This is a genomic window from Acidimicrobiales bacterium (genome assembly GCA_035512495.1).
Taxonomy (GTDB): Bacteria; Actinomycetota; Acidimicrobiia; order Acidimicrobiales; family CADCSY01; genus DATKDW01.
Genome location: DATKDW010000061.1, coordinates 1 through 14195 on the forward strand (window position 1 = coordinate 1; position 14195 = coordinate 14195).

The window sequence follows — 14195 nt, forward strand, 5'->3', positions numbered from 1 at the left end:
CCCCGGTGCCGGCCTGCCGGCCCCCCGTCCCAGAGAGAAGAGCAGCCAGATGAGTCACAGGGTCGCCGTGATCGGTGGCGATGGGATCGGCCCCCAGATCGTGGCCGACGCCCTCAAGGTCGTGCGTGCCACAGGGGTCGACATCGAGACGCTCGACCTCGACCTCGGTGCCGCCCGCTACGGGCGCGACGGCCACGTCCTCGACGACGACGACCTGGCGGCGATCCGGGGCTGCGATGCCGTGCTGAAGGGCCCCCTGGGCCCTCCCATCGGGGACACCACCGTGCCCGGGGGCACCATCGAGCGGGGCATCATCCTGCGGTTGCGGTTCGAGCTCGACCTCTACATCAACCTCCGCCCCTTCAAGGGGCGCGACCTCGACTTCGTGGTCGTGCGCGAGAACACCGAGGGCACCTACGCCGGCGAGGGAGGCTTCCTCCGCAAGGGCACCCCGCACGAGATCGCCACCCAGGGCTCGGTGAACACCCGCATGGGCGTGGAGCGCTGCGTCCGCTACGCCTTCGAGCTGGCCCGGTCGCGCCCGCGCCGCCACCTCACGCTGGTGCACAAGACCAACGTCCTCACCTTCGCCGGCGACCTCTGGCAGCGCACGTTCACCGACGTCGCGGCCGGCTACCCCGACGTCACCACCGCCTACAACCATGTCGACGCGGCTTGCATCTACCTGGTCGAGGACCCGGGCCGCTACGACGTGGTCGTCACCGACAACCTCTTCGGCGACATCCTGACCGACCTGGCCGGCGCGGTCGTCGGCGGGGTGGGCCTGGCCGGCACCGGCAACCTCAACCCCGATCGTCAGGCGCCGTCGATGTTCGAACCGGTGCACGGCTCTGCCCACGACAGCCTGGGCAGCGACCGCGTCAACCCCACCGCCACCATCCTGTCGGCGGCCATGATGCTGGAGTTCCTGGGCGAGGCCGATGCCGCGTCCCGCATCCGCGAGGCCGTCACCGACGTGCTGAGCACCGATCCCATCCCCGTCAACATCGGCGACCTGGTCGCGGAGAGGGTGTAGCACCATGGCGCTGACCAAGAGCGAGAAGATCTGGATGGACGGCGAGCTCGTCGACTGGGACGACGCCACCATCCACATCCTGACGCACTCCCTGCACTACGGCCTGGGCGTCTTCGAGGGCATCCGGGCCTACGAGACCAGCGACGGCCCCGCCATCTTCCGCCTCACCGACCACATCAAGCGCCTCTACAACTCCGCCAAGATCTACATGCTCGAGGTTCCCTTCGACTTCGAGACCATCATGGATGCCACCAAGGAGGTGGTGCGGGTCAACGGCCTGCAGAGCTGCTACATCCGGCCGCTGGTGTACCTCGGCTACGGCGAGATGGGGCTCAACCCCCTGCCGTGCCCGGTCAACGTGTCCATCGCCTGCTGGCCCTGGGGCGCCTACCTCGGCGACGACGGCATCCAGCACGGCGTGCGCATGAAGATCAGCTCCTGGCAGCGCCACAGCCCCAACGCCATGCCGCCCGCGGCCAAGGGCACCGGCATGTACATCAACTCCTCGATGGCCAAGGTGGAGGCGCTCAAGGCCGGATACGACGAGGCCATCCTGCTGTCGCCTCAGGGCTTCGTCAGCGAGTGCACTGGTGAGAACATCTTCGTCGTGAAGGACGGCGCCATCTACACGCCGCCGGTCAGCGCCGGGGCGCTGGAGGGCATCACCCAGGACTGCGTTCGCACCATCGCCCGCGACCACGGCATCGAGTACCACGAGGCCAACCTCCTGCGCAGCGACCTCTACACCGCCGAGGAGGCCTTCCTCTCCGGGACCGCCGCCGAGGTGGTGCCCATCCGCTCGGTCGACGACCGTGAGCTCGGCGAGCCCGGGCCCGTGACGCGCAAGATCCAGGAGACGTTCTTCGCTGCCGTGCGGGGCGAGGTCGACCGCTACAAGGACTGGAACGAGCATGTCTGACGGTGGTGTACGAGACCCCTCCTGGCCGGAGGCGGTGGAGATCTTCGACACCACCCTCCGCGACGGCAGCCAGCTCGAGGGGATCTCGCTCACCGTCGACGACAAGCTCCGGATCGCCGAGCAGCTCGACCACCTCGGCGTGCACTACATCGAAGGTGGGTGGCCCGGCGCCAACCCCAAGGACGACGAGTTCTTCCGCCGGGTCCCGACCGACCTCGACCTGCGGACCTCGACGATGGTGGCCTTCGGCTCGACCCGTCGGGTCAAGGGGCGCACCGACGACGACGCCACCCTGCGCCACCTGGTGGAGGCCGGCACCTCGACCGCCTGCATCGTCGGCAAGTGCTGGGACTACCACGTCACCGAGGCGCTCGGCACCACCCTCGACGAGGGCGTCGCCATGGTCGCCGACTCGGTCGAGTTCCTCCGCGGCGCGGGCCTCGAGGTCCTCTTCGACGCCGAGCACTTCTTCGACGGCTACCGCCGCAACCCCGAGTTCAGCCTGCGGGTCCTCGAGGCGGCCGCCGAGCGGGGGGCGTCGACCCTCGTGCTGTGCGACACCAACGGCGGTGCCCTGCCCGACCTGGTGTCGGCGGCGGTCGCCGACGTCGTCTCGCACTTCCGCGACGACGTTGCGGTGGCGGTCCACACCCACGACGACACCGGCTGCGCCGTGGCCAACGCCCTCGCCGGTGTGCGGGCAGGCGCCACCCAGGTGCAGGGGACGATCAACGGCTACGGCGAGCGCACCGGCAACTGCAACCTCACCACGGTGATCCCCAACCTCAGCCTCAAGATGGGGGTCCGCACCATCCCCGAGGATCGCCTCGAGCGGCTCACGTCGGTCTCGCACCACATCGCCGAGCTGGTCAACATCACCATGAACCCCCAGCAGCCCTACGTGGGGACCTCGGCGTTCGCCCACAAGGCGGGCCTGCACACCAGCGCCATCGCCAAGCGCCCCGACGCCTACGAGCACGTGCACCCCGACGCGGTGGGCAACGGCACCCGCTTCGTGGTCTCCGAGCTGGCGGGCAAGTCCACCCTCGCCCTCAAGGCGACCGAGCTCGGACTCGACCTCGACGGCCGGGCGCTGGGCGAGATCGTCGACCGACTGAAGAAGCTCGAGCACCGGGGCTTCCACTTCGAGGCCGCCGACGGCTCCCTCGAGCTCCTGATGCGCGACGCCGGCGGTTGGGTCCAGCCCTTCTTCGAGCTGGAGTCGTTCCGCGTCACCGTCGAGCACCAGGCCGACGGGGCCTTCACCACCGAGGCCACGGTGAAGGTTCACGCCGACGGCGAGCGGATCATCCGCACGGCCGAGGGCAACGGCCCGGTCAACGCCCTCGATGGTGCCCTCCGCGCCGCGATCGGCTCCCGGTACCCGGCCCTCGACGCCCTGCACCTCACCGACTACAAGGTTCGGGTGCTCGACACCGAACGGGGGACGGGGGCCGTCACCAGGGTCCTGCTCGACTCCACCGACGGCGCCCGCGCCTGGTCGACGATCGGGGTGTCGGAGAACATCATCGAGGCGTCCTGGCAGGCCCTGTGCGACTCGGTCGTCTACGGCCTGCTGCATTCGCCCGGTTCCGGCGACGAGGGGTAGAACAGGGGCCGTGGCCGCGCCGTCGTTCATCCTCAGCACCCTCGCCCAGCAGCCCCGGGAGGGCCTGCGGCTGCCGCCCGCCGGGACGTGGACGGCCGACCGCCCCGCCGACCTGGGGCCGGCCCAGCCCGCCGGCCGCCTGCTCGGCACCCAGGGACCCGACCAGGGCTTCGCACTGCACCTCGCCCGCCGGTTTGAGGGGCGGCTGGTCCTGGCCGACGGCGAGCACGAGCACGACGTCATCGCCGGCTGCCTGGGGGTGGCGCTCAAGCGGGCGGCCCTGTTCGGGCGGGCGCCGCTGATCCACGACCTCACCGTGGCCTTCACCCTGTGGGGCTTCCTCGGTTCGGCGTCCGACGAGCTGGTGGCGCTCCGCCGCCCGATGTTCGAGGCCGTCGGCCACGACTACAGCGGCCAGCGGGCCATCGCCGACGCCGTGCCCAATGAGACGCTGCGCCTGCCCCACGCCGAGGTGCAGCGGCGGGCTACCACCGACTGGCAGGCGCTGCTCGGCCGCTGAGCCCTCGGGCCGCGGCGCTACGGTGCGGGCGATGCGACGAGCGACGTGGACCGACGAGGGCCTCGAGGTGCTGGACGTCGAGCCGGGTCCGCTCGCCGACGGCTGGGTTCGGCTCCAGGTCGAGGCGTGTGGGATCTGCGGAACCGATCTGCACTTCTGGCACGGTGACATCCCCCGCCCGATCGGCACGGCTCCCGGACACGAGTTCGTCGCCACCGTGGTCGACGGCCCGGCGGGGCTGGCCGACGTCCTCTACGCGGTGTCTCCCAACGTGGCCTGCGGTGCGTGCGACTTCTGCCGGACCGGCCAGACCAACCTCTGCGCCCGTGGCGGCCCCGGCCTCGGCCTCGGCCGTGACGGCGCCCTGGCCGACGTCGTCGACGCGCCCGCCGTCAACCTGGCGCCGGTCGGTGGCGTGGTCGACCCCGTGGTCGCATCGCTGACCGAGCCGCTGGCCGTGGCCCTGCGAGGTGTGTCGCTGGGCGACCCCTCGGCCGACAGCCGTGTCCTGGTGCTCGGTGGCGGCACGATCGGCCTGTGCACGGCACTGGTGGCGCGCGACCGAGCCGCCGAGGTGGCCGTCACCACCCGGTACCCGCACCAGCGGGCGGCGGCCGAGGCCCTTGGGGTGACGGTCCTGGGTGAAGACGACGCGGCGGCGTGGGGCAAGGAGCACCGACCCGACCTCGTGGTGGAGACGGTGGGCGGCCGTGCCGACACCATCCCCGTGGCCATCACTGCAGCGCGCCGCGGCGGCACCGTCGTCATGGTCGGTGCCTTCAGCGAACCCAAGTCGCTCGACCTCCAGAAGATGATGATGAAGGAGGTCAGCCTGGTGGGGTCGTTCTGCTACGGCAGCGCCCGGCGGGGTTCCGAGTTCGTCGCTGCCGCCGGCCTCGTGGGGCGGTGGCACGAGGAGCTCCGTGCCCTTACGACCCACCAGCTCCCCTTGGCCGAGGTTGCCGCCGCCTTCGAGACGGCGAGCGACAAGACGAGCGAAGCCATCAAGGTCACCATCGTCCCGTGAGGGCGGGAGTGCCCCGCGGGGCACTCGAAGGTTCGTTCGCACGTGCTCCACGGCGCACTGAAAAGCGTCATGGTCATGATGATAAGGACACTTGACATTTAGCAAAGGTCGCTTCATTATTCATCCATGTCCGATTCGTCCCCACCCCCCGCCGACCTACAGGAAGCGCTGGCGCTCGGACGTGACCGGCGCGCCCGCCGGTCACGTCTCCACGCGGTCGTAGCAAGCGTCGCCGTCGTCGTGCTCGTTGCCTTCTTCATCGCCTTTCCTGATGTCGAGCCAGCAGCCGAGGCACTCGTCTTCCTGGCGTGCAATGGCGTCCTCGTCGGCGCCAGATGGTTCACCAACCGCGAGGACGATCGGGAGCGTCACCGCACACTTGTGGCCTTCGCTGTCGCATTCGTCGTACAGACAGGCGTTCTCGTCGTCGAGCTGGTCATGCAGCTCGCCGGCGAACACACTGCGAGCGCTCCACGAGCGGTTCAGCTCGGCGCCTTCGCGATGCTCTTGTTTCTCGCCCTTGGAGACCGCGGAGGAGAATCCAGCGAGGAAGCGCAGTGAAGAACCGGCTCCGCGTGCTCCGAGCGGAGCACGAGTGGTCGCAGACCGACCTGGCCGACCTGCTCGGTGTCTCCCGCCAGACGATCTCCTCGCTGGAGAAGGGCCGCTACGACCCAAGCCTCCCGCTCGCGTTCAAGATCAGTCGGCTGTTCGGTCAACCGATCGAGGAGATCTTCCACGACGAGCACGACCACGCCGAGGCCTGAGACCGGTCTGCGGCCCGTGGGGACGCCCGGCAGATCCTGCGGCGAAACGTCTTACCCGCAGGGTGATCGTGGGCGATCAGGCAGGGGGCGTCGTGTGGCGCCGCAGCATCGCCGTTCTCGAGTGCCCCGCGGGGCACTCGAAGGGCTCAGGCCCGCAAGACCTCCGCGAGTCGGAGGCGCCTGCCGCCCCGCAGGAGCGCGCGGTGGTACGCGGCGCCACCCACTCTCACGAGGAGCGCGATGGTGAGGAGGCACAGGACGATCGCCAGCACCACCTCCACCGCGCTCGCCCCGCCGCCGGCGAGCCGGACCGGCATGACGATCGGCGCGCTCAGGGGGAACAGCGACCCGACGACGACCGGCAGGCTGTCAGGCGCATTCCGGCCGTGCATCGCCACGCCGAGCGAGAGCACCAGCAGGATCGAGAACGGCGCGACCGCACTGCCCAGATCCTCCTGGCGGTCGACAAGGGCCCCGAGGACGCCGAAGCCGATGGCGTACATGGCAAAGCCGAGGACGAACCAACCGAAGCCGGCGACCACATCGCCGACCGCGCCGGCGGGCACGCTGAGCTCGCCGGCACCCATCGCAGCCAGGAACGGAATCAAGCCGATCAGCAGCAGCAAGAAGGTCGACAGGCCGATGCCGAGCACCTTTCCCGCCAGCAGGTGAGTCGGCCGCACCGTGGTCACCAGCACCTCGGCGATGCGAGTGGACTTCTCGACAGCCACGCCGGTGGCCACGCCCATCCCCCCGAACAGCAGCATCACGTACAGCATGAAGCTGACGCCGTAGGCGATGTTGGTGCGCGCCGGTCGGTCGCCGTCAACCGTCAGCTCGGCGGGTGGTGGGGCATCGAGGGCTTCCCGGGCGACGGCCGCATCGAGTCCGGCGTCCACGAGGCGTTGCTGGGACATGGCGGCGGCGGCGGCCTGACCGGCGATGGCAACCAGCGTCTCCGACGTCCCCACCCGCCGTACGAGTACCGGACCGTCAGGGCCGAAGACGAGGGCGGCCTCGAGCCGCTCGGTGCGCACCGCCTCGATGGCGTCGCCGCGCCCGTGGAGCTGTTCCACCTCGAGGCCGACGTCGAATGCCTCGGCGAGGCCCTCGAGCCTCTCGACCACGGTGGAGGGAGCGTCGCCGGCCACGCCGACGTCGTGGGTCTCGTCTTGCGTCACCAGCCGGGGGACGACCACGACGGCGAGGCTCCCGATGAACAGGATGGCCATGATGACCCAGTAGGCCCGCGAGCGGAAGGCATCGCGTAGTTCCCGCTCCGCGACCAGACCGACGACGTTCATCGCTGCACCGCCTCCCGGAACAGCTGGCCGAGACGCGGCAGCTCCAGCCCGAAGTCACGAACCTCGCCCAGCCCGCGGACCCGGTCGAGGATGGCCAGGGGGTCCGTCCCGGGCTCGAGCTCGAGCAAGGTCTCGTTGGCATCGGTGTGTGCCACGGAGACGCCGTCCAGCCGCTCGGCCCAGGCCGCGGGAGCCCGGTCGATCCCGATCCGCAGGACGCGGCGCCCGGAGGCCGCCTTCAGCGCACCGAGGTCGCCCTCGAGCACCACCCGGCCGCCGTCCATGAGCACGATCGACTCACAGAGGTCCTCGACCAGGTCGAGCTGGTGGCTGGAGAAGACCACCGTCCGACCAGAGGCCGCCTGTCCCGCGATGACCTCCGACATCTGCTCGACCGCCACCGGGTCGAGTCCGGTGAAGGGTTCGTCCAACACCAGCACCGGAGGATCGTGCACAAGGGTCGCCGCGAGCTGAACCCGTTGCTGCATGCCTCCGGAGAGTCGCTCCACCTTGTCGCCGGCCCGCTCCTCGAGACCGACCCAGCGGATGAGCTCGTCGGCCCGCTCCCCGGCCGCACCGCGTCCGAGACCCCGGATCCGACCGAAGTACACGAGGAGGTCCCGGACCCGCATCTTCATGTAGAGGCCCCGCTCCTGGGGCATGTAGCCCCAGCGGGCCCGCATCCGCTGGTCGGCGGGCTCCTCTCCCCAACGCACCTCGCCGGTGTCGGCGGGGACGATGCCGAAGAGCACCCGCATGACCGTGGTCTTGCCGGCTCCGTTCGGGCCGAGGAGGCCGACCACCCGGCCCGCCGGCACCACGAAGCTCACGTCGTCGAGCACCTGGAGGTCGCCGAGACGGACCGACACCCCGGTCACCTCAAGAGCCCCACCAGGTGCACCCGGCTCGTGCGGCGTGCTCTGGACCACGTCGGCGGTCGTTTCCACCGCACGTAGTTCGACACCCCGAGCCGGTGCACCTCCACCTGCGGAGGATGGCCCCGCGAGAACCGGTTCAACCTCGCCGCGAGGCATCATCGGGAGCGCTCCGCGTGTACGAGGCGCTCAACCGTGACCCTGTCCGGATGTCAGGAGAGCCCGCAGTTCGCTCTCCGCTTCCGTGCGTTCGATCCCGCTCGGCTCTTCGCCCGTGTAGCCCAGCGCGACCATCGACGACGTCAGGGATCTTGACAGATCGCGGTACGTAAGGGATCCTTACGGCGATGGCCGAGCGGCCCGAGGTCCGCAGCTTCTACTTGCGCTGCTCCACGTACTTCGGTGACCACCCGACCGGCGCGGACGCCCATCAGCTCATCGACATGATCGAGAGCGATGACGTCGATGTCGCCCTCTTTGGGATCGGCCTCATCCACATGTGGGTCAACGACCAAGAGATGACTCGCGTGTTCGAGGCTCGACACGCCCGCCGCTCCTGGGGCTGGATCGGAGCGCGTCTAGGCCGCACTCGCCAGGCCGTGTGGGAGCGATACCGGGACCGCACCGAAGGAACCCCGGAGGGATAGCGATGGTCGACACCTCGACCCGGCTCGGAACTCGCTTCCCGATCGATCGGTCATCGGCGATGCTCCAACCATGACCACCGCACCCCGAGGGCTGACCATCAGGCCTGAGCGCCATGACGACCATGAGGTGATCGCCGAGGTGGTGGCGGCCGCCTTCGGCTCGCCGGCCGAGGCCGCCTTGGTCGAGGCCATCCGGGCGTCGCCCAACGCCGTGCCGGAGCTGGCGCTGGTGGCCGAGCTCGACGGTGAGGTCGTGGGCCACACCATGATCAGCTACGTGACCCTCGAGGGCCGCGGCGCGCGCCGCTTGATCCCGAGCCTCGCGCCTCTCGCGGTGGCACCGCCCCACCAGGGGCGGGGGATCGGTTCGGCCCTGGTGCGCGAGGTGATGGCGCGCGCTGACGCCGCCGGTGAGCCGTTGGTGGTGCTGGAGGGGAGCCCTGCCTTCTACGGACGGTTGGGCTTCGAGCACTCGGTGCCGCTCGGCATCGAGATCGACCTGCCCTCGTGGGCGCCGCCCGAGGCCGCCCAGGTCATGCGCCTGCGGGCCTACGACTCCGCCATCCGGGGCCGTGTCGTCTACCCACCCGCGTTCGTCGAGGTGGTCGAGCACTGAGGGCCCCACCCCGTGACTCGGGTAGGCAAGGACGTGCAGCAGCCACGACGTGGGGTCCTAACCTGCGGCGATGACCACGGCCACGGCACCCGCGGAGCGCAGCGAGGAGGGCGCGCCCGCCCGGGTGAGCCACTGGACCCGGGTGCCGGCCGACCCGGCCGAGTGGTTCGACGCCGACGAGGTGGCGCGCGGGCGCGCCTACAACCGGCCGCTCGACCGGCTCCGCCGGGTGCGTTTCGTCGTCGGCGCAGCCGTGACCATCGCCTTCATCGTGGGCCAGGCCGCCCCCCGCCTCATCGACGCCCTCGGCGTCTCGGGCTGGGTGCTCCAGCTGGTGGTGGTGGCCGCGGCCCTCGAGGCGAGCACGCTGGTCTACTCGCCGTGGTTCGACGCCCACCGCGAGCTCCTCTACGACAAGCGCTGGGGCCAGAGCAACCAGACGGCGTCCGGCTTCCTCGCCGACCAGCTCAAGGGCCTGGCGGTCGGACTCGTGATCACGGTGCTGCTCGTGGTGCCGCTCTACGCCGTCATCCGCGCCACCGACCTCTGGTGGCTCTACGGCTGGCTGATCTTCTCGGGCTTCACCGTGCTGTTCGGCGTGCTCTACCCGGTGGTCATCGCCCCGCTGTTCAACAGCTTCACCCCGCTCGACGACGAGCGCCTTGAGGCCCGGGTGCTGGAGGTGGCGGAGCGAGCCGGCCTGGACATCGAAGGTGTGCTCGTGGCCGACGCGTCCAGGCGCTCCCGGGCAGGCAACGCCTACGTTGCGGGCCTGGGACGCACCCGTCGGGTGGTCCTCTTCGACACGATCCTCGAATGGGCGCCGGAGCAGGTCGAGCAGGTGGTGGCCCACGAGCTCGGCCACTGGCGCCACGCCCACCTGCGCCGCAAGATCCCGGTGCTCGTCGGTGCCCAGCTCGTGATGTTCGTCCTCACCTGGGCAGCGCTGCGCTGGGAGCCCCTGCTCGACCTCGCCGGGGTGGGCTCGGCCGGTGACCCCGCGTCGCTGCCGCTGTTCCTCGCGGTGTTCCCGCTCGGCTTCGTCCTCGTCGGCCTCGTGTCGTCGTGGCTCAGCAGGGTGGACGAGCGCCAGGCCGACATCCACGCCCTGGAGGTCCTCGGCGACCCGGAAGCCTTCGTCGGGTTGTTCCGTCAGCTGGCCGAGACCAACAAGGCAGACGTCGACCCCGGCCGCTGGAAGCGGCTGACCGCCTCCCACCCACCGATCGCCGAGCGGCTGGCCATGGCCCAGGCGTGGGACGGCCGCCGGGGTGACGGGAGCTCAGCCGCCTGAGGGCGGCAGTGCGCGCCGATAGCCTGGGCTGGTGAGCACCCCCCTCCCGCGCGTCCGGTTCTCCCCGGCGCCCACCGGCTTCCTGCACCTCGGCAGCGCCCGCAGCGCCCTTTTCAACTGGCTCTTCGCCCGTCACACCGGGGGCGAGATGCTGCTTCGGGTGGAGGACACCGACCTGGAGCGCAACCGTCCCGAGCTCATCGACACCATCCTCGACTCGCTGCGCTGGCTCGGCATCGACTGGGACGGCGAGCCCGTCCACCAGTCGGACCGGGTCGATCTGCACCGAGATGCGGTGGCGCGCCTGCTCGCCTCGGGGAACGCCTACCGCTGTGGCTGCAGCCAGGACGAGGTCAAGGCCCGGGCCGAGGCGCGGGGCGGGCCGCCCGGCTACGACGGCCACTGCCGCGACCGCGACATCGCCCCGGGCTCCGGCGTGGTTGTCCGGTTCCGCACCCCCGACGACGGGACGACGGCGTTCGACGACGTCATCCGGGGCGTGGTCGCGTTCGAGAACACCAACCTCGAGGACTTCGTCGTCCAGCGCTCCGACGGCAGCCCGATGTTCCTCGTCGCCAACGCCGTCGACGACGTCGACATGGGCATCACCCACGTCATCAGGGGTGAGGACCTGGTGAACGTGACCCCCAAGGTCCTCTTGCTGCGCGAGGCGCTCGGCGTCACCGAGCGACCGGTCTTCGCCCACCTGCCCCTGGTGCTCAACGAGAAGCGCCAGAAGCTCTCCAAGCGTCGCGACGACGTTGCGGTGGCCGACTACCGGGCGCGGGGCTTCCTCCCGTCGGCCATGGCCAACTACCTCGCCCTGTTGGGCTGGGGGCCGCCCGACGGCGTGGAGGTCCGACCCGTCGAGGAGATCGTGGGTCTTTTCCGCCTCGAGGACGTGAACAAGGCCGGTGCGGTGTTCGACCTCCAGAAGCTGACCCACGTCAACGCTCGTCACATTGAGGCGCTGACGACCGAGGCGTTCGTCACCGCCGCCCGCCCCTTCCTCCTCGACCAGCCGTGGGGCGCCGCCGTCGAGGCCGACCCCGCACCCTTCGAGGCCCTCGCCCCGGTGGTGCAGGAGCGCACCCACACGCTGCTCGACGTGGCCGACATGGTCGACTTCGTGTACCTCGACGAGCCCACCGTCGACGAGGCCGCGTGGGAGAAGGCCATGGTCAAGGGCGCCGCCGCCGCCGAGATCCTCGACGGGATCATCGACGCGTACGAGGCCGTCGACGAAGATGGGTGGGTGCACGAGAACGGCGAGCGCGAGCCGCTCAAGGAGGCGCTCCTCGCCGTGGGCGAGGCCCACGGCCTCAAGCTCGGCAAGGCGCAGGCGCCGGTGCGGGTGGCCGTCACCGGCCGGTCTGTGGGGCCGCCGCTGTTCGAGTCGCTCGTGGTGCTCGGCCGGGCCCGGACCCTCGAGCGGTTGCGCCGAGCCCGAGCGCGCCTCTGATGTCGACCCGTGCGACACCCGCGCCGGCGATGGTTCGTGCCCGACGGCTCCGACGGCGCCGGGCGGTGCTGCACGCCGTCGGCATCCTGGTCCTGATCGTGGTCGTGTACTTCGTGGTCACGCTGGTGCAGGTGGTGCAGGCCTCACGAGAGGACCATGCGGGGCCCGCGGGGGCCATCGTGGTGCTCGGCGCCGCCCAGTACGACGGCCGCCCGTCGGATGTGCTGCAGGCCCGCCTCGACCACACCGCCGACCTGTTCTCGCAGGGCCTGGCGCCGATCGTGGTCGTCACCGGCGGCCGCCGGCCAGGCGACCGCTTCTCCGAGGCGCAGGCCGCCGCCAACTACCTGATGATCCAGGGTGTGCCCCAGGCCGCGCTGCGCCTGGAGGTCGACGGGGCCAACTCGTGGCAGAGCCTGGCGGCCGTTGCCCGATTCCTGAAATCCGAGGGGATCGACGACGTGCTGATCGTCTCCAGCCCCTACCACGCCCTGCGCACCACCCACATCGCCAGCGAGGTGGGGCTGACGGGCCGGTCGTCGCCGGCCACCAAGACACCAGAGGGGTTCGTCGACCAGGCCCGCCACTACCTCCGCGAGACCGTCGCGGTGGGCGTGGGCAGGATCATCGGTCACCGCCGGCTCGTCGACCTCGACGGCCGTGTGGGGCGAGTTCGCGGGGCCGAGGAACGCGACTAGCCTCACTGCCCGCACCCGTTCGGGGGTGGTGTAATCGGTAACACAGCTGGTTCTGGTCCAGTCGTTGGGGGTTCGAGTCCTCCCCCCCGAGCCACATCTTCGCCGTGAGCGCCTGGGTCGCGGCCTGGGCTCCTGTGTGGAATACCACGAGAGCGTCGCCGTGGTCACGAAGTGGTCACAACTGACCCATCAGGCCAGGGATGGGTGGCTCTCTCAGTGGGACGGCGCTCTCCCGGGCTCCTCGGGCTACCCTCAGCGTCGTGCCGCCGCAGTTCCCGTCTCTTCGTGGGCGGGCGCTGCTCAAGGTGCTCACGTGCGACAAGCTCGGGTATGAGGTGGTCCGGCAGAGAGGCTCTCACCGCCAACTGGCTTCATCCAACGGCTATCCGCCGCTGACCTTCGCCTTCGGCGACAACGACATGATCGGTCCAACGATGGTGAAGAAGGTTCTCATGCAGAGCGTTGGATTGACCGATGAAGAAGTCCTGGAGGTACTTTGATGGCCGTGGACATCACGCTCGTGGCGCGATTCGAGTGGGTAGACGACGCGCAAGAGCCGTCGTGGTGGGCCGACTCACCCCAGGACCCGGGCTTCTATGCGGCGGCTTCCTCTTTGGGTGCTCTCCAGCGGGAGGCGGAAGATGCCATCCGGTGGGCCCACGAGGAAGAAGACCTGTCGATCACATGGGACTTTGACGACGTGCCGCCGCTTGCTGGGGCGATCTCGCGTCTCGCCGGCATCGGCACCGCTTGCATGCTCAACTCGGGTCAGCGGTGGCGAAGCCAGACCGTGGTGGTGTACGGCTTCAAGCAGCCAGTTGACGTAGAAGCGGTGGACTTTCACAGTCCCAACCGCCTTCTCGTTCGGTGAGGGCGCTTCTTCTCCTGGCCGACGCAGCACAGGTCGCGGATGGAAAGCTCTACATACTCGGCGGCGGCTGGTCCGTCACGGGACCGTTCCCAACCCCCTCCGCGGTCGCCATCAAGATCGAAGTCCCATGGGATGCCGCCAACATCCTCCACCGTTTCGAGTTACAGCTCTTGACTGGCGATGGTCCACCCGTCAAGTTGCCGACCACGGAAGGTGTCGAAGAGGTCGTCAAGGTCGAAGGTGACTTCGAGGTCGGCCGACCGCCTGGTGTACGACCCGGCACGCCAATTGATGTCCCGTTGGCAGTGAACATCGGACCGCTACCGTTGCCCCCGGGGGGTCGCTATGTGTGGCAGTTCTCGATCGATGGTGCCACCCACGAGCAGTGGCAAGTCGCGTTCTCGACCAGGCCAATGCCGCCCGGCACGGACATGGGTTCGTTCCCCGTCTCGTAGGGCGTGGGGCTACGACAACCCGCGTTAGTTTCCGAAGATCGCTGACGCCACCCGCTCGGCCGCATCCGTCTGCATGCCCTTGCGTACGTGCTGGT

The 14195-nt window shown here is 69.9% G+C and carries 16 protein-coding genes and 1 tRNA gene; 14 read left to right on the top strand and 3 right to left on the bottom strand.

All coding sequences use genetic code 11. The annotated features are described in order from the left end of the window. The first annotated feature begins 49 nt into the window (after positions 1-49). Genes VMN58_08595 through VMN58_08615 form a run of 5 tightly spaced genes read left to right on the top strand, consistent with a single transcriptional unit; the run spans position 50 to position 5111 of the window. Positions 50-1036 carry a 3-isopropylmalate dehydrogenase gene (locus VMN58_08595; protein ID HUF33248.1) on the top strand — a complete coding sequence of 329 codons (987 nt, stop codon included), beginning with the start codon at positions 50-52 and terminating at the stop codon, positions 1034-1036. 4 nt (positions 1037-1040) lie between these two features. Further along, positions 1041-1955 carry a branched-chain amino acid transaminase gene (locus VMN58_08600; GenBank protein HUF33249.1) on the top strand — a complete coding sequence of 305 codons (915 nt, stop codon included), beginning with the start codon at positions 1041-1043 and terminating at the stop codon, positions 1953-1955. After that, positions 1948-3564, top strand: coding sequence for a citramalate synthase (cimA, locus tag VMN58_08605; GenBank protein HUF33250.1), 1617 nt, complete (start codon positions 1948-1950; stop codon positions 3562-3564). Before VMN58_08600 ends, cimA begins: the two co-directional genes overlap by 8 nt. Before the next feature lie 10 nt (positions 3565-3574). After that, positions 3575-4084 carry a hypothetical protein gene (locus VMN58_08610; GenBank protein HUF33251.1) on the top strand — a complete coding sequence of 170 codons (510 nt, stop codon included), beginning with the start codon at positions 3575-3577 and terminating at the stop codon, positions 4082-4084. A gap of 31 nt (positions 4085-4115) precedes the next feature. Further along, positions 4116-5111, top strand: coding sequence for an alcohol dehydrogenase catalytic domain-containing protein (locus VMN58_08615; protein ID HUF33252.1), 996 nt, complete (start codon positions 4116-4118; stop codon positions 5109-5111). A 201-nt stretch (positions 5112-5312) separates the two neighbouring features. On the opposite strand, the gene VMN58_08620 is transcribed toward VMN58_08615, so the two are convergent. Next, positions 5313-5570 carry a hypothetical protein gene (locus VMN58_08620; protein HUF33253.1) on the bottom strand — a complete coding sequence of 86 codons (258 nt, stop codon included), beginning with the start codon at positions 5568-5570 and terminating at the stop codon, positions 5313-5315. Positions 5571-5668: 98 nt separating this feature from the next. Here VMN58_08620 and VMN58_08625 point away from each other — a divergent pair, with 98 nt between their 5' ends. Continuing rightward, positions 5669-5878: a helix-turn-helix transcriptional regulator gene (locus VMN58_08625; protein HUF33254.1), complete on the top strand. Its 210-nt coding sequence runs from the start codon at positions 5669-5671 to the stop codon at positions 5876-5878. A 146-nt stretch (positions 5879-6024) separates the two neighbouring features. On the opposite strand, the gene VMN58_08630 is transcribed toward VMN58_08625, so the two are convergent. Together VMN58_08630 and VMN58_08635 are read right to left on the bottom strand one after the other, a co-directional pair. Then, positions 6025-7182 carry an ABC transporter permease gene (locus VMN58_08630; GenBank protein HUF33255.1) on the bottom strand — a complete coding sequence of 386 codons (1158 nt, stop codon included), beginning with the start codon at positions 7180-7182 and terminating at the stop codon, positions 6025-6027. Further along, positions 7179-8051 carry an ATP-binding cassette domain-containing protein gene (locus VMN58_08635; GenBank protein HUF33256.1) on the bottom strand — a complete coding sequence of 291 codons (873 nt, stop codon included), beginning with the start codon at positions 8049-8051 and terminating at the stop codon, positions 7179-7181. Before VMN58_08635 ends, VMN58_08630 begins: the two co-directional genes overlap by 4 nt. A 353-nt stretch (positions 8052-8404) precedes the next feature. Between VMN58_08635 and VMN58_08640 the strand changes: the two genes are divergently transcribed. The 8 genes from VMN58_08640 to VMN58_08675 all read left to right on the top strand — a co-directional run bounded on the left by VMN58_08640 (position 8405) and on the right by VMN58_08675 (position 13645). Beyond that, positions 8405-8704, top strand: coding sequence for a hypothetical protein (locus VMN58_08640; protein ID HUF33257.1), 300 nt, complete (start codon positions 8405-8407; stop codon positions 8702-8704). Positions 8705-8774: 70 nt separating this feature from the next. Further along, complete coding sequence (locus tag VMN58_08645; GenBank protein HUF33258.1) at positions 8775-9320, top strand: N-acetyltransferase; 546 nt, start codon at positions 8775-8777, stop codon at positions 9318-9320. A gap of 70 nt (positions 9321-9390) precedes the next feature. Next, positions 9391-10614 carry a M48 family metallopeptidase gene (locus VMN58_08650; protein ID HUF33259.1) on the top strand — a complete coding sequence of 408 codons (1224 nt, stop codon included), beginning with the start codon at positions 9391-9393 and terminating at the stop codon, positions 10612-10614. A 31-nt stretch (positions 10615-10645) separates the two neighbouring features. Further along, on the top strand, positions 10646-12076 hold the full coding sequence (gene gltX, locus VMN58_08655; GenBank protein ID HUF33260.1) for a glutamate--tRNA ligase: 1431 nt from the start codon (positions 10646-10648) through the stop codon (positions 12074-12076). Beyond that, positions 12076-12774 carry a YdcF family protein gene (locus VMN58_08660; protein HUF33261.1) on the top strand — a complete coding sequence of 233 codons (699 nt, stop codon included), beginning with the start codon at positions 12076-12078 and terminating at the stop codon, positions 12772-12774. The genes gltX and VMN58_08660 overlap by 1 nt, the downstream gene beginning before the upstream one ends. 19 nt (positions 12775-12793) lie before the next feature. Next, positions 12794-12868 (top strand) — tRNA-Gln (locus VMN58_08665). Between the two features lie 166 nt (positions 12869-13034). After that, complete coding sequence (locus tag VMN58_08670) at positions 13035-13274, top strand: type II toxin-antitoxin system HicA family toxin (GenBank protein HUF33262.1); 240 nt, start codon at positions 13035-13037, stop codon at positions 13272-13274. A gap of 5 nt (positions 13275-13279) precedes the next feature. After that, positions 13280-13645 (top strand): hypothetical protein, encoded by a 366-nt coding sequence (locus VMN58_08675; GenBank protein HUF33263.1) that lies wholly within the window; start codon positions 13280-13282, stop codon positions 13643-13645. The last annotated feature ends 550 nt before the right edge of the window (positions 13646-14195 follow it).

What these genes read in the sequence shown, in the direction of transcription:
- VMN58_08645 (HUF33258.1), top strand. Translation starts at nt 8,775, where the DNA reads ATGACCACCGCACCCCGAGGGCTGACCATCAGGCCTGAGCGCCATGAC.
- VMN58_08640 (HUF33257.1), top strand. Translation starts at nt 8,405, where the DNA reads ATGGCCGAGCGGCCCGAGGTCCGCAGCTTCTACTTGCGCTGCTCCACG.
- VMN58_08615 (HUF33252.1), top strand. Translation starts at nt 4,116, where the DNA reads ATGCGACGAGCGACGTGGACCGACGAGGGCCTCGAGGTGCTGGACGTC.
- VMN58_08600 (HUF33249.1), top strand. Translation starts at nt 1,041, where the DNA reads ATGGCGCTGACCAAGAGCGAGAAGATCTGGATGGACGGCGAGCTCGTC.
- VMN58_08595 (HUF33248.1), top strand. Translation starts at nt 50, where the DNA reads ATGAGTCACAGGGTCGCCGTGATCGGTGGCGATGGGATCGGCCCCCAG.
- VMN58_08630 (HUF33255.1), bottom strand. Translation starts at nt 7,182, where the DNA reads ATGAACGTCGTCGGTCTGGTCGCGGAGCGGGAACTACGCGATGCCTTC.
- VMN58_08650 (HUF33259.1), top strand. Translation starts at nt 9,391, where the DNA reads ATGACCACGGCCACGGCACCCGCGGAGCGCAGCGAGGAGGGCGCGCCC.
- cimA (HUF33250.1), top strand. Translation starts at nt 1,948, where the DNA reads ATGTCTGACGGTGGTGTACGAGACCCCTCCTGGCCGGAGGCGGTGGAG.
- VMN58_08660 (HUF33261.1), top strand. Translation starts at nt 12,076, where the DNA reads ATGTCGACCCGTGCGACACCCGCGCCGGCGATGGTTCGTGCCCGACGG.